Origin of the sequence: Streptomyces sp. Pv4-95, assembly GCF_045782725.1 — a bacterium.
Classification (GTDB): Bacteria; Actinomycetota; Actinomycetes; order Streptomycetales; family Streptomycetaceae; genus Streptomyces.
In genome coordinates this window covers 7461367-7474377 of the sequence record NZ_CP127172.1, presented here as the reverse complement: position 1 = coordinate 7474377, position 13011 = coordinate 7461367, and the positions used below count along the sequence as shown (strand labels likewise).

Here is a 13011-nt window from a genome sequence, read left to right as displayed (position 1 = left end):
GGTTCCGCCGGCCGCTGACATCGCCTGCGCCGCCTCGCGCCTAGCCGGCCCCGGTCTTCAGCAGCTCGGTCAGGTCGGCGAAGGCCGTGCGGACCTCCTGGGGGTTCTCGACCCAAGGGAAGTGGCCGGCGTCGCCGATCGTGCGGTGCAGGACGTTGGGCCGGCCGAAGGCGGCGTCCTCCCGCCACAGGCCCTGATCGACCACATGGTCCCGGGCACCGCTGATGATCAGAGTCGGAAGTGTCTGCGGCTTCCAGCGTGCCCGGTAGGCGTCGTCGAAGTGGGCGTCCGCCCAGGCCACCGCGTCATGGCAGTACGGCAGACCCTCCAGCAGGACGCGCCCCTCGGCCAGGCCCGCCGGGGTGAAGTTCCATGGCGCGGCCGCGAGTGTCAGGGCGCGCAGGGTCTCGTCGTTCGGGTACGCGGCGTAATCCGCGAAGGCTCCCTCGGCCCCCGGAAGCGGGTTCTCCTGGGCCCACCGGGCGAACGTCGGCCGCCAGCCCGCATGCGGGGCGCTGCTGACGAGGACCAAGCCGACAAGGCGCTGCTCCAGTTCGGGGACGGACAGGATGAACATGCCGCCCGTGGAGTGGCCGACCATGACCACGTCGTCCAGGTCCTCCACGGCCTCGGCAAGAACGTCCGGCCACAGGTCGTAGGGCGTGCCGGGAACCGACGGCAGGGCACGGTTCGAACCGTCTCCCGGCAGGTCAACCAGCCACACCGCGCCCGGAACCCCGGCTGCCCGGGCCAACCCGAGGACCGAATCGGAGCCCAGACCGGGGCCTCCCGGCAGGAAGAGCCAGTTCCGGCGCCCGGCGCCCGCCGAGATCCGACGCAGCCTGAGCCCTGAGCGTGTCCAACGGTCCTGACCTGGCGTTCCCACAGTTGCCACCCTTCGCTTCCGCATCAGGCACCGAGAAGCGCCCGATGAGTTCACCCTCTTGACCGCACCGCGGGCTCCCGACCTCGTCGGCCGCACACCGCGACCTCGGACCTGTCAGATCTCGACGGCCGGATAGCTCTCGGTGTAACTGTCGCCGTCGGCGCCGTAGTAGACGCACTGCCGCGCGTCGAGGTCGACGTCGTACCGGACGACTCCGGCTTTCCAGCAGCCCTGGACGAACTCGGGAAAGGTGCTCTCGCCCGCCTGGTCGGTACGGAGTGCGGTCAGGAGTGCCTGGCGGTTGAACGGCGCGACGTCGACCATGCCGGTGGCCAGGGGCTCGCCCTGGACGGCGACCGGCCCGGCGTCCGTGAGGTAGAGCATGGCGTTCGACGGTACGGCCATGCGGCAGCGGGTGACCCCGGCCTGCCGCAGGGCCTCCGCGAGATAGGGGAATCCGCCGACCTCGGGGCGGACAACGGCCGCACGCTCCAGGGCTGCGTGCAGGCGCATGGTGGCACTACTCATGATCGTCTCCGGGGGAGGGTGGTCGGACGGGGATTTCCGCCTCGTACAATGACAATAGATTCACACACAGACAACATGTTGTCAATAAAGCGAGGCGGGTGGCGGGCATGGCGGACGAGATGGCATTGCTGGTGGCGGACGTGTTCGAGGCGGCCGGACTGCTGCGCAGGTCGGGCGAGGCGATCGCCGGGACCGAGGGGCAGACGCAGGCGCGATGGCAGCTGCTCAGCGCGGTTTCCGACACCCCTCTGACCGTGGCCCGGGCGGCCCGCCGCCTCGGCGTCGCCCGCCAGGGGGTCCAGCGCATCGCCAACGACCTCGTCCACGAGGACCTGGCTGCCTTCCGCCCCAACCCCGATCACCGCGGGTCACCGCTGCTGGCCCTTACCCCCGAGGGCCATCGGGTGCTGAGCCGGATCACGACCCGCGCCGCCGAGGTGCATCACGCGCTGACCGCCGACATCCCTCCGAGCGAGATCGCCGGGGCCCGTGCCCTGCTGCACCGCCTCATCGAGCAGGTACGCCGACAAGAGGCCGACGGCCGGACGCCCCCCGCCCGGCCGTGACCTGAGCCCGTCCCGTGGAGTGGACACCGCGGAGTTGGCAGCTCCGGCTCCGCCCGGCCCGGGTGCGGCCGAGGGACGGAAACAGGACCCGGCGTACGGAGCCGACGCCGCGTCACGCCGCTCCGCGGCCCGGGGAGGGGTCGCTGTCGGGTGCCGCGCGGCGAGGAGGAGGATGAGGGCGAGCCGCAGAGGCGGCTGCCGCGCCGCCGCCCGGGACACGCGGGCCGGCGCGGTCCGATGCGCCGCAGCCCGTTCCCGAGTCATTGGACCATGTGATGTCGCCAGCACTGCAGACCGGAATGCCCGTACCCGACTTCACCCTGCCCGGTGGTGTCCTGACCGACGGCCGGTTCGAGCGGAACTCCTACACGCTGTCCGAACGGCGCGGCCGGCCGCTCGTCCTGGCCTTCTACCCGGGTGACGACACCAGCGTGTGCACCAAGCAGCTGTGCTCCTACTCGTCCGGCCTGGAACAGTTCCAGGACCAGGACGCGGAAGTGTGGGCCATCAGCCCCCAAGACGTCGACAGCCACGAGCAGTTCGCCCGCAAGCACGGCCTGCGCATGCCGCTGCTCGCCGACACCGACCGACAGGTCGCCCGGACCCTGGGCATCGCCGCGCCCGGTATCGGGCTGCGGCGCTCGGTGTTCCTGATCGCCCCGGACGGCACCCTGCGCTGGAAGCACGTCGCCCTGTTCGGCGCCACCTTCCAGTCCCTGGACACCCTCACGGGCCACCTCGCCGCCCTCGACGGGGCCTGAGACCGGATACAGCCACCGCGGGCCGATCGGCCCGCGCCAGCGCGTGTCAGCCTGACCACCACGAAATCCTCTGCTTGCCTTACGGCATGGATGCAGGGCGGACGGGGAGCCTGCCGGCCCCGGCGGACGGGCCTTGCCGGCGGCGGTCCCCCTGACGGGCCCGCTCCGGCGACGCCCTTCGGGACTGTGTGACCGTCCGGAGGACGAGCCCGGCGCCCGGGGAAGCGGCTCGGGCGTCCGTGAAGCCCCGCGCCCCTGGGAGCCCCATCTCCGTCGCCCGTAGAGGAGCCGTTATGACCACCAGCTCGGACCTGCTCGTCGATGCCTTCGGACGGATCAGGGAGGTCGTGGAGGACGCGGTCACGGGATTGAGCACCGACGAGCTGAGCACCCGTCTCGACGACGGCGCCAACTCGATCGGCTGGCTCGTCTGGCACCTCACCCGCATCCAGGACGACCACATCGCCGCGGCGGCGGGCATCGAGCAGGTCTGGGTGGCCGAAGGGTGGTCCGACCGCTTCGACCTGCCCTTCGCCACGGACTCCACCGGCTACGGCCATTCGCCCGAGGACGTCGAAGCGGTGCGGGTGAGCGCCCAACTGCTGACCGACTACCACCGGGAAGTGCACGACAACACGGTCGCGTACGTCGGCGCGCTCACCGACAAGGATCTGGAGCAGGTCATCGACCGGGGCTGGACACCGCCGGTGACGCTGGGGGCGCGGCTCATCAGCGTCATCGGCGACGACCTGCAGCACGCCGGTCAGGCCGCCTTCATCCGGGGTGTCCTGCGCCGCCGGTAGTCCGGGCACACCTGCCGGCGAGGGAAACGGCCACCTCCGCGGCCCCTCCCCTCATGCCTTCCGGGCCACGACCAGCCGGCATTTGGGGCTGTTGTCGGCGCGGCGGCCCAGCTCCTCCAGCGGCAGCAACTCCACGCGGAAGCCGGCCCGGAGCAGGTCCTCGCGCACCGGTCCCAGCGGCCAGGTGCGGTAGTACATGACGAACGGCGGGCGCCACAGCGCGTTGCGTACGCGCATCGCCGTGTCGAAGCCCAGGAGCGTCCAGTAGAGGGGCGAGCGCAACGAGGGCGGCGCGCCGACCGGGAAGGCGAAGACGCCGCCGGGGCGCAGGGACCGGTGGACCTCGGCGAACAGGCCCGGACGCTCCGCCGGGAGGAAGTGGCCGAACGCGCCGAAGCTCACGGCCAGATCGAAGGCCGACGTGAACGGCAGGGCGCGGGCGTCCCCCTGGACCCACTCCACGGCCGGTGACCCGGTCGAGGAGACGGCGTCCCGGGCCGCGGCCAGCATTCCCTCGCTGAAGTCGACGCCGGTGACCCGCTTGCGGCACAGCGGTTGCAGCGCCCGCAGGCCCGCGCCGGTGCCGCAGCAGAGGTCGAGTCCCGCCTCGAAGGGGCCCAGGCGGCGGAGGGTTCCTGCCACCGCGTCCAGGATCCGGTCCGGCGTGCGGAACGAGGTGTGGTTGAACTTGGGAGCCAGCAGGTCGTATCCGTGCCGGACGGAGGAGAGCGCCTGCACGGTCAGTTCTCGGATGGTGGGTCCCTCGGCGGTGAACACGGGTCAAGGGTAGTCAGCGGGGCGGCGGGGTCTCTCCCCCGGCACGCTCGCGTGGGCATCGCGCAGCCCTGAAGCCCTGTGGTGATCCCTTGCGGGCGCGGGGCCGATGCGGCGCCGGTCGCGGGCCCTGCCGGCCGCAGGGTGCCGGTCCCGGGTGCCGGCCGCATCATGGAAGGGGTAAGGCAGCGCCGGACTGGAGGCTGCGCATGGGTGGCTGGCATCTACGGGACTTCACCCCGGACGATCTGGAGGCGATCGTCCGGCTCGACTCCGAGAGTGCTCACGGCGACCCGCGCGGCGTGTTCCGTCTGTCGGATGTCGTCGCGGCGCTCCAGGGCCTCCACCCCACCATCGTCGCCGTGGCCGACGGTCGCCTGGTGGGCGCCGCGGTGGGCCGCGTCGAGGGCGACCGGGCCTGGATCCTGCGGATCGGCATTCATCCGTCGTGGCGCAATCTGGGGATGGGCAGCGCCATGCTGTCGGCCCTGGAGCACCGTCTCCAGACAGCCGGCGCCAGCACGCTGGCCGCCGTCCTCCCCGAGGGCGAATGCGGCTCGACGGCATTGCACCATTCCGGCTTCCGGCCCCTCGACGGCCTCACCTACTTCGAGAAGACCGAAGTGGTCACCGCGCAGGACTCCTCCCTCCTGGCCTCCTTGGGCGGAGTGGTACCGCCCGCCGGCGGCTGGGGGCAGCTGGCGGGGATGACGGCGGAGAAGCAGCTCATCGAACGCCGTCTGGTCCTGCCTCTCGCCCACCCGGAGCTGGCGGCGGACCACGGTGTCGAACCGCCCCGGGCCGTGGTGCTCTTCGGGCCGCCGGGCACCGGGAAGAGCACCTTCGCCAAGGCGGTCGCCAGCCGCCTCGGGTGGCCCTTCGTGGAACTCCTCCCGTCCCGGCTCGCCCTGGAGGACGGGCTGGCGACGGGGCTGAGCAGGCACTTCGACCAGATCGCGCAGCTCGATCACGCACTGGTCTTCATCGACGAGGTCGAGGAGGTCGCCGGTCTGCGCAGCGGCTCGGACCCGGCGTCCGTCGGGGTCGTCAACGAGCTCCTGAAGTCGATCGTGCGGTTCCGCGACCGCGATGGCCGGCTGCTGGTCTGCGCCACCAACAACGTGTCCACGTTGGACCCGGCGTTCCTGCGCCACGGACGCTTCGACTACGTGCTGCCCGTCGGCCCGCCCGATGCCGAAGCGCGTGGTGCGCTGTGGACCAGCTACCTGGCCAGGGCGGGTGCCGAGGCCGATACCGCGGTGCTCGCGGAGGCCAGCGAGGGGTTCACCCCGGCAGACATCGCGCAGGTGGCCCGGGTGGTGGCACAGACCGCCTTCGAGCGCACCCTGGACACCGGGAACCGCTGCCGCCCGGTCACCGACGACTACCTCCACGCCATCCGCCGCACCCGGCCCACCGTCACGACGGAGATGGCGCTGGCGTTCGCCGACCAGACCAGCAGGTACGGGCGCACCTGAAGGGGCGGGCGGATGCGCAAGCCTGGCATGGGGTGCTCGCCGAGGAGGTCCGTATGCGCTCCGCGTTCAGCATTCGCGCCCTCGCCCTGCGCGCGGTCTCCCGGTGGCGCCCGGGTACGCCTCACCATCCGGAGCGGGCCGACGCGACGCCCCCACCGGAGCGGTTCGCCATCACCGTGACGGAGAACCGGACGGGGGTCGGCGGCCGGTTCAGGTGCGGCAACAGCGCGCTGGGCTACCGGGTGGACGTCACCGACGTCACGACCGGACGCACGCAGTACGTGTCGGAGAACTTCACCTACCACCTGGCCTACGCCGACGGCGAGAAGTACGTCCGGAAGCTGGCCGCAGGGGCGAAGCGGGTGCGCTGAGAGGGCCGGGGGCTCTTCCCTCGCCCGGAGGCATGAGTCGGGGGAGCGCCCGCAGAGCGGACACTCCCCCGACCGGCATGGGGAGAGACGTCACCATGACGCCCTCGCCCCTCACCCCTCGCTCAACCCTTGTGCCTGAACATGTCCTTGACCTTCTCCTTGGCCTGGCGGGCGGCGCCTTTGCTCCGCTCGGCCTGGCCTTCGGCGGCCATCCTGTCGTTCCCCACCGCACGACCCGCGTGCCTCTTGAGCGTGCCCTTCAGCTCCTCGGCCCGTGCGCGGGCCTTTTCGCTCCGACTCATGGCGTGGTCCTTCCTCATCACCCGGCCCAGACCCGCTCCTCCGGTCGGCGCGGGATCCGGCCCACTCACAAGAATCGCACACCGAGCACGAAAACAGGGCAAATGGGTGAGGTGACCTCGGGAAGCCACCGCCGGCCACGCTCCGCTGCCGGGACCGCACGCCTCGGGACCGCGTACGGCTCCCGGACGAGGCGGGCGGGCCGCCTCCTCAGTCCCGCGGCAGGAGCGAGCCCAGCGGTCCGAGGTCGAGATTGAGGTCTTCGAGGCGCAGGCCGTGCTGATCGCAGAGTTCGTTCATCCGCTCGTCGAGAAGCATGAGCGTCTCGCCGATCCGGTCCACCTGGTCATCGCTCAGATCGCCCTGCTCCACCCGGCGGATCGCCTGCCGCTCCATCAGCTGCCGCAGCAGCTCGACCACCGTCAGCACCAAGGCGACCAGGTCGCGGCCGACTTGATCGCGGTCGATGTCGAATCTGTTCTCGGCCGGCGCGGCCCGCTCGCTCACAGGGGCCCTCCGTCCGACCAGGGCGCGGGGACCCGTTCGCTGACCGAAGAGAGGAGCGCGTGCAGCGACAGACGCACCAGGGGCACGTCCGCGATGGCGATGACCAGATCGCCGCTGATGACGACACCGGTGGAGAGCACACGGTCCAGCAGGTCCACCAACGGCACCCCGATCGGTCCGGACAGCGGCTCGGGTGTCTCCCACGGAACAGGCGTACGCGCGGACACCGCTTCACACCTCCCCGGCGAACGAATACGGCGCCCAGGGCCCGGACATCTCGATCTGCGCGCCGGTCCGGTCGCGCAGTGCCGCCACCATGCCGGCGAGGGCCTGCTCGCGCTCCGCCGCCACCAGGTAAGCGGCGTTGAGGACCTGGAGGCGGTTCTGCTCCCCCGTCACCTCCTGGCTGTGCGCGCGGAGCCGACGGGCCGCGGTCGCCAGCCCCGACAGGGTGGCGTCGACGTCCTCAGCGGTCCGAAGCGCGCGGTCATGGTGCTGCTCCCGCGCTCGCTGCAGTCCGCGCTTGCGCTCCAGATAGGCGCGACCGGCGGTGGCGCTCCCGACGCCGTCACGGGCGGGCCGCGGGCCGGTGGTGCTGCCTCCGGACGGCTCGGCGGAAGTGGCCGTGGAACCGGCAGCGGCGGGCAGGTAGACCTTGACGCCCCACTCGGCGTGACCTTCGATGCGGTCCAACGAGGCGGCGAATCGCTCCACGTCCGCGGCCAGAGCCTGCCGCGCCCGCTCGTCGCCCCGGTACAGGGTCGCCAGTGCCAGGGGCGCCGTCGGCCCGCAGGCCGCAGCCGCGGTCACCACCTCGTGGTGGGCGCGGGCGCACCGCTCCAGCTCCTGGCGGTCCGACAGGCGCTGCTGCCAGGACTCCTCGGTGAACGCCGCGGCGGGGACGTGCTGAACGACCGCCGTGAGCGGTCCGAACGGCAGCACACGTACGGGCGCGCCTGCGGCGAGGCCGGGCAGTCCGGTGAAGGCGGCGGGATCGACGCCGCGGCACACGGCGAAGACGTAGGTGGCGGGCGCTTCCTCGGGGACACCGGGGGAGGTCTGCGTCGTCATGCCCCGGCCTTGTCCTTGCGGCGAGCGGGCGCGGACGCGCGGTCCTCGTCGGCGGACTCCAGCGCCTCCACCCGTTCGCGCAGGCGCTCGTTCTCCTCCCGGAGTTCGTCGCGTGCCGCCTTGGAGCTGAGCGCCGGGTCGGTCTCCCACCAGTCGATGCCGGCCTTCCTGGCCGTCTCCACGGAGGCGACGAACAGGCGCAGCCGGATGGTGAGGAGTTCGATGTCCAAGAGGTCGATCTTGATGTCCCCGGCGATGACGATGCCCTTGTCGAGGACGCGTTCGAGGATCTCGGCGAGGTTGGTGGTACTGGGACCGTTGGCGGGCGCGGCGGCCTGCCTGAAGTCGACATCGGTCACGTGGTCACTCATTCCTCTTCTTCGTCTTCACGCTCTTCGTCGGCCTCGTCCCAGTCGTCGTCCTCGTCCTCCTCCGGGTACTCGGCATCCTCGTCCTCCGGGTACTCGCCATCCTCTTCCTCGGCTTCCCCGTCGGCCTCCGCCTCGTCCTCGTACTCGGCGTCCTCGTCCTCCTCGGCGCCCTCTTCGCCCTCTTCTTCCTCCGCATCTTCTTCCTCGACGGCCTCTTCGTGGGTCCGCACGACCTCGCCGTCGCGGATTTCACCACGCCAGCCCTCCGGCTCTTCGTCGGTCAGGGTGACGTAGCGCTGGAAGTGTTTGAAGTCCAGCCGCAGCCGCCGGCCCTGGGCGCGCCAGATGTTTCCGGTCTTCTCGAAGAAGCCCGAGGCGTAGTACTCGACGACGAGGACGATGCGGGTCAGGCCCGGCGTCAGTTCATGGAAGGTCACCACTCCTCGGGTGGTGCCCTTCGCTCCCTCGGACGTCCAGATGATGCGCTCGTCGGGCACCTGCTCCTGGACGGTCGCCTTCCAGCCCCGGGTCGACGGACCGACCTTGGCCTTCCAGTCGCTCGTCACCTCGTCGCTCTGCGACACATCGCGGACGCCCTTGGTGAAGCTGCTGAACTTGTCGTAGCGGGTCCAGTGGTCGTAGACGGTGCGCAAGGGCAGGCCGATATCGAGGACCTCGATGATGTTGGTGACCTTCGTGTCCCCCGGCTTGCGGTTTCCGCTGCCGCCGCCGAGGGCCTCCTTCGCCTTCCCCACGACGTTGTCCTTGAGGCCCTTGGCCTTCTCGGCGAGGAACGCCTTGGCCGGGTTCTCGCCCTTGAGGAGGCGGGAGCCCATCTTCAGCATTCCGCCGCTCTCGCCGCCCTCGGCGAGCTGCTGGGTCACATCGGTCAGCTTGCCGCCGGCCTTCTCGGCCAGGTTCCCCACCTGCGCACTCAGATAGTCCCCGAGTTCCGAACGCACCCGGTCGAATCCCGACTCTTCTGCGTCCTTGTCCCGTCCCGTCTTGGCCATGACGGTTACCTCCGGCGATCGGCGCGCGATGTTGTCTTCTTGGCGGTCGTCTTCGACGACGAGGCGGCCTTCTTCCCTGCGGTGGACTTCTTCGCGGCGGTCTTCTTCGCCGGTTCCTTCTTCGCGGCGGTCTTCTTGGCCGCGGACTTCTTGGCCGACGCGGACTTCTTCGCGGGCGCGGACTTCTTCGCGGGCGCGGACTTCTTCGCCGCCGCCTTCTTCGCGGGTGCCGACTTCTTCTGGGCCGACTTCTGGGCCGTCTTCTTGGCGGGAGCCGCCTTCTTGGCCGCCGCCTTGCCGGAGCCGGCGGACTTCTTGGCAGCGGGCTTCCGGCCGCCCTTCTTCTCTCCCTTCCTACCGGAGCCGCGTGGCTTCTCCGGCTCCTCTTCCGGCTCCTCCTCGTCCTCGTACTCCTCGCCTTCGTCCTCTTCGTCCTCCGGCGGCTCCTCGTCCTCCTCGTACTCCTCCTCCGGTTCCTCCTCGTCCTCGTACTCCTCCTCGTCCTCTTCGTCCTCCGGTTCTTCCTCCTCAACCGCGCCGATGCGCAGTGTGCGTTCGTGGAGGGAATCGGCGAACGTGGAGAGACTGCGGTTCGCGGCAGCGGTGACGGCATCCCGGCCGGCGTCCAGAAGTTCCCCGCGCACCTGGTCGCTCAGGTCGGCGACCTGCGGAATCTCGCTGATCCTGCGGACCCCTTCCGCGACCAGCTGGCGCGGTTCGAGCCCGAATTGACGCCCGGCGAGATACGTCGCGGCGGTGAGAGCGAGCCGGCCCTTCTTCGTACGGCCCAGTACGTAGCCACCCGCGATGGCGGCAGCGAGCAGAACCTTGGTCCGGTCATTCATGGGCAGGTCACCTCTTCATTGGCAGACAACCGATCGCCGCCCGTGCAAGAGATCGAGCAGCCGATCCTCTTCGCGTTCGAACGCCTCCGTGCTGAGGTGTCCTTCTTCGTATTCCTGGTTGAGTGCGGCGAGCCGGCTCCGGATGACGGCGGGGTCGTGCAGTTCACGATCGGCCGCCTGCGCCATTTGGTCGGCGACCCAGACCACGCCCCGTACCGGAGCGAACGGCAGGGTGAGAATCCCGCTGAGCAACCCCATGTCACACTCCGATACTTCCGGCCGGTACCTCGGCCTCCAGAAAGCTGTAGCAAGGCAGCGGGCCCGCCACCCGCAGTTCGGCCCGGTTGCGGTGGTGCCCGGCGAGGCGCTCCACTTCCGCGCGGAAACCGTCGCTGTCGCGGCGGTCCACCAGGAACGACGTGTTCACCAGGCATCCGGCGACCTCCGGCCCGGCGGCGACCGCGTGCGCCGAGGCCGCCAGGTGGCTCACCGCCTCGCGCCCCGCCTCGGTGGCCCGGCGGGCGAGCGCGGCCGCCACGGCCTCGCCCAGGCGCAGATTGGCCTGGTAGCTCGGCCGGCGGCGTACCGCGTCGCGCAGTCCGCGGACGGTGGCGTCCTCCTGGACGAGGGCCGCGAGCGCGTCGTTGGCGGGCAGTACCTTGACGTTCATCTCCACACGGCCGGCAAGCCGTTCCAGGACCGCGAGATGACCGTCCTCGGCGTCGGCCAGCTGACGGCGTACCGCGGACTCGTCCGCCGCGACCATGCCGAACCTCATGGGGAGCACCGGCCCGTCCTCGGCCAGCCGCAGCAGCAGTTCCTGGTGCGCCAGCAGATCGCGGCGACGTGCCCGCAGGTCGGGCGGGGCGGCGCTGATGACCGCGGTCAACCGCCCCACGGTGCAGGTCGTCACCTCGCCCGGCGGGCTGCCCACTCCGCGCAGGCCGGGGGGCACCGGGTGGTCGGCCCGGACCGTGCCGTAGACGTAAGCGCCGGTGTCCGTCACGGATCAGTCCTCCTCTGACCTGCGCCGGCGGGAGGCCGCTCCGGACCTGGCAGGCGCCCGCCTGCGCCGCTGGGGCTGCTCGTCGCCCTCGTCGTCCTCGTGGGAGTCGTCGCCGCCTCCGACGGCGGTGCGGACGGTGTCCCCGACGGACTTGGCCGCCTTTTGCACCTTGCGCTTTCCGACGCTCTTCGCCGCCTGGCCGCTGAACAGTTCGGGCACCGTGACGCTGCCGGAATCCCGCTCCAGATCCAGGCGGTTGCACGCCTCGGCGAAACGCAGATACGTATCGACACTGGCGACCACGATGCGCGCGTCGATCTTGAGAATTTCGATGCCGACCAGAGACACCCGGATGAACACGTCGATGACCATGCCCCGGTCCAGGATGAGTTCCAGCACGTCGTACAACGTGCCCGCCCTCGGCGGGCAGGGGACTACCTCGCCCGCGTAGCCGGAATAGGTGGTCGTGGTCATCTGGGTGTCCTCTCAGCCGGTCGGATCGATGTGATCACTCGTCAGCCGCGCCTCGCCGATAGCGGCGGGTCCGGTAGTACTCCAGGAGTTGGCCTTCTTGGTCGAGCTGCACGTCGTAGCTCGACAGCAGGCTCGTGGTATCCGGAATGCGTTCCAATTCGAGAACCTCCACCGCGACGCACCACCCGTTGTCGGTGCGCCGGACAGCGGAAACGCCCTCCACCCGGTGGTTGATCAGGCTCTGCAGCGTTTCGGCGGCACCGCGTGCCACACTTCCGGGGCCGTTCTCCGGCTTTTTGTGTTTTCGGGCGGCCGTCGACGTTGACCGAGTCCGCGTTCGGGATTGCTCTGCCATATTTCCAAGTCTGATCGTCTTCTCGACCCTCGCATCCTGAGCGGGTCCGAATACGTCGGACCGGAGGCTCACGGGGCCCGTTCGGCGTATCGAAGGGGCACCGCGCACTCGCCGGGTGGCCTTCCGCCCTGAGGACGAAAGCAGGCCACCCGGCGCATTCGGTGCTCTGCACGCGGCCGAACTCACAGAGAGGGGTAGATGTCCCCGCTGCCCATACTGCTCTCCTGCTCGCTCTGCCGTTCCAGCCTGCCGGCCTTCTCCTGGAGCCGCTTCCGCTCCTTCGGGTCGCCGGCGCGCTCGGCGGCCTCGTTCAGCTCCTTGGCCTTGTCACGCATCTGCCGGGCGCGTTCCATGGCTTCGTCTGCGGGGCTCATGGTCACTCCTTGCTCGTTCGTCAGAGGGGGAACTGCCACTCAGCGAATCAGCACCCGTCCGGCCCGGCACCTCGAATGGTCACGCTCCGCGACCGCCGCCGGAGTACGCCGTCCACGCCGCCCGCCGGGCCTCCCCCGGGCTGTCGGGGCATCGCACCGGCCGTTCGCCGGCCGTTGTGACGCCCCGGCGGGGCCGCTTGCTACCGCGGAGGCGGATCCGGGCGGTGCATCCGCTCGAATTCCTCCTTGAGCCGCCTCCTGCGTTCCCAGCCGGACGTGCCGGTGCGCTTGGGTGACTGCTCGGCGGCCGGTGACTCCTCACGAGCGGCGGGCTCGGCCGGGTGGGAGTCATGGCGGGAGTCCCCCGCCAGCATCTTCTTGAGCCTGTCCGCCATGCTCATGCGTGGCCTCCTCGACGCATCGGCGGCTCCCCCGTCCCTTTCAGGATCGGGGTCGTCGGGGCTCTTCGCACGCGGGCGGCGAAGTCGCAACCGCAGCCCGCGACGTCGACGGCGGGGGCCGTCGCGG

The 13011-nt window shown here is 70.7% G+C and carries 21 protein-coding genes; 5 read left to right on the top strand and 16 right to left on the bottom strand.

What is annotated here, in order from left to right:
- Positions 1 to 40: 40 nt before the first annotated feature.
- Together QOM21_RS32860 and QOM21_RS32855 are read right to left on the bottom strand one after the other, a co-directional pair.
- Entirely contained in the window at positions 41 to 910 is an 870-nt protein-coding gene (locus QOM21_RS32860; protein ID WP_407554640.1) for an alpha/beta fold hydrolase, read from the bottom strand.
- A gap of 90 nt (positions 911 to 1000) precedes the next feature.
- Positions 1001 to 1414, bottom strand: a complete 414-nt coding sequence (locus tag QOM21_RS32855) for a DUF1398 family protein (protein WP_407554639.1) — start codon at positions 1412 to 1414, stop codon at positions 1001 to 1003.
- 107 nt (positions 1415 to 1521) lie between these two features.
- Here QOM21_RS32855 and QOM21_RS32850 point away from each other — a divergent pair, with 107 nt between their 5' ends.
- The 3 genes from QOM21_RS32850 (at position 1522) to QOM21_RS32840 (ending at position 3544) form a co-directional block, all read left to right on the top strand.
- Complete coding sequence (locus QOM21_RS32850) at positions 1522 to 1980, top strand: MarR family winged helix-turn-helix transcriptional regulator (RefSeq protein WP_407554638.1); 459 nt, start codon at positions 1522 to 1524, stop codon at positions 1978 to 1980.
- 275 nt (positions 1981 to 2255) lie between these two features.
- Positions 2256 to 2741 carry a peroxiredoxin gene (locus tag QOM21_RS32845; RefSeq protein WP_407554637.1) on the top strand — a complete coding sequence of 162 codons (486 nt, stop codon included), beginning with the start codon at positions 2256 to 2258 and terminating at the stop codon, positions 2739 to 2741.
- Between the two features lie 293 nt (positions 2742 to 3034).
- A complete protein-coding gene (locus QOM21_RS32840; RefSeq protein WP_407554636.1) occupies positions 3035 to 3544 on the top strand; it encodes a mycothiol transferase in 510 nt (169 codons plus the stop codon).
- Positions 3545 to 3595: 51 nt separating this feature from the next.
- Here QOM21_RS32840 and QOM21_RS32835 read toward each other — a convergent pair whose 3' ends face one another.
- A complete protein-coding gene (locus tag QOM21_RS32835) occupies positions 3596 to 4321 on the bottom strand; it encodes a class I SAM-dependent methyltransferase (RefSeq protein ID WP_407554635.1) in 726 nt (241 codons plus the stop codon).
- Positions 4322 to 4527: 206 nt separating this feature from the next.
- On the opposite strand from QOM21_RS32835, the gene QOM21_RS32830 reads away from it, so the two are divergent.
- Positions 4528 to 5796: an ATP-binding protein gene (locus QOM21_RS32830; RefSeq protein WP_407554634.1), complete on the top strand. Its 1269-nt coding sequence runs from the start codon at positions 4528 to 4530 to the stop codon at positions 5794 to 5796.
- 53 nt (positions 5797 to 5849) lie between these two features.
- Positions 5850 to 6167 carry a hypothetical protein gene (locus QOM21_RS32825; RefSeq protein ID WP_407554633.1) on the top strand — a complete coding sequence of 106 codons (318 nt, stop codon included), beginning with the start codon at positions 5850 to 5852 and terminating at the stop codon, positions 6165 to 6167.
- A gap of 122 nt (positions 6168 to 6289) precedes the next feature.
- Here the strand turns inward: QOM21_RS32825 and QOM21_RS32820 are convergent, their stop codons facing one another.
- The 13 genes from QOM21_RS32820 to QOM21_RS32760 form a co-directional block, all read right to left on the bottom strand.
- Positions 6290 to 6469: a CsbD family protein gene (locus QOM21_RS32820; RefSeq protein WP_407554632.1), complete on the bottom strand. Its 180-nt coding sequence runs from the start codon at positions 6467 to 6469 to the stop codon at positions 6290 to 6292.
- Between the two features lie 208 nt (positions 6470 to 6677).
- Positions 6678 to 6974 carry a gas vesicle protein K gene (locus QOM21_RS32815; RefSeq protein WP_407554631.1) on the bottom strand — a complete coding sequence of 99 codons (297 nt, stop codon included), beginning with the start codon at positions 6972 to 6974 and terminating at the stop codon, positions 6678 to 6680.
- Positions 6971 to 7201, bottom strand: coding sequence for a gas vesicle protein (locus tag QOM21_RS32810; RefSeq protein WP_407554630.1), 231 nt, complete (start codon positions 7199 to 7201; stop codon positions 6971 to 6973). Before QOM21_RS32810 ends, QOM21_RS32815 begins: the two co-directional genes overlap by 4 nt.
- Positions 7202 to 7205: 4 nt before the next feature.
- The gene (locus tag QOM21_RS32805) at positions 7206 to 8045 is read right to left on the bottom strand and encodes a GvpL/GvpF family gas vesicle protein (RefSeq protein ID WP_407554629.1); all 840 of its coding nucleotides are present in this window, start codon (positions 8043 to 8045) and stop codon (positions 7206 to 7208) included.
- Positions 8042 to 8404: a gas vesicle protein gene (locus QOM21_RS32800; RefSeq protein WP_407555963.1), complete on the bottom strand. Its 363-nt coding sequence runs from the start codon at positions 8402 to 8404 to the stop codon at positions 8042 to 8044. Before QOM21_RS32800 ends, QOM21_RS32805 begins: the two co-directional genes overlap by 4 nt.
- An 8-nt stretch (positions 8405 to 8412) precedes the next feature.
- Entirely contained in the window at positions 8413 to 9429 is a 1017-nt protein-coding gene (locus QOM21_RS32795) for an SRPBCC family protein (RefSeq protein WP_407554628.1), read from the bottom strand.
- A gap of 5 nt (positions 9430 to 9434) precedes the next feature.
- A complete protein-coding gene (locus QOM21_RS32790) occupies positions 9435 to 10274 on the bottom strand; it encodes a histone protein (protein ID WP_407554627.1) in 840 nt (279 codons plus the stop codon).
- A gap of 15 nt (positions 10275 to 10289) precedes the next feature.
- Complete coding sequence (locus QOM21_RS32785; RefSeq protein WP_407554626.1) at positions 10290 to 10532, bottom strand: gas vesicle protein GvpG; 243 nt, start codon at positions 10530 to 10532, stop codon at positions 10290 to 10292.
- A 1-nt stretch (position 10533) separates the two neighbouring features.
- Positions 10534 to 11280, bottom strand: coding sequence for a GvpL/GvpF family gas vesicle protein (locus QOM21_RS32780; RefSeq protein ID WP_407554625.1), 747 nt, complete (start codon positions 11278 to 11280; stop codon positions 10534 to 10536).
- A 3-nt stretch (positions 11281 to 11283) separates the two neighbouring features.
- Positions 11284 to 11754 (bottom strand): gas vesicle protein GvpJ, encoded by a 471-nt coding sequence (gene gvpJ / locus QOM21_RS32775; RefSeq protein WP_407554624.1) that lies wholly within the window; start codon positions 11752 to 11754, stop codon positions 11284 to 11286.
- Between the two features lie 34 nt (positions 11755 to 11788).
- Positions 11789 to 12109, bottom strand: coding sequence for a gas vesicle protein (locus tag QOM21_RS32770; protein ID WP_407554623.1), 321 nt, complete (start codon positions 12107 to 12109; stop codon positions 11789 to 11791).
- Between the two features lie 182 nt (positions 12110 to 12291).
- A complete protein-coding gene (locus QOM21_RS32765) occupies positions 12292 to 12483 on the bottom strand; it encodes a DUF6381 family protein (RefSeq protein WP_407554622.1) in 192 nt (63 codons plus the stop codon).
- Between the two features lie 200 nt (positions 12484 to 12683).
- Complete coding sequence (locus QOM21_RS32760; RefSeq protein WP_407554621.1) at positions 12684 to 12884, bottom strand: hypothetical protein; 201 nt, start codon at positions 12882 to 12884, stop codon at positions 12684 to 12686.
- Positions 12885 to 13011: the final 127 nt, after the last annotated feature.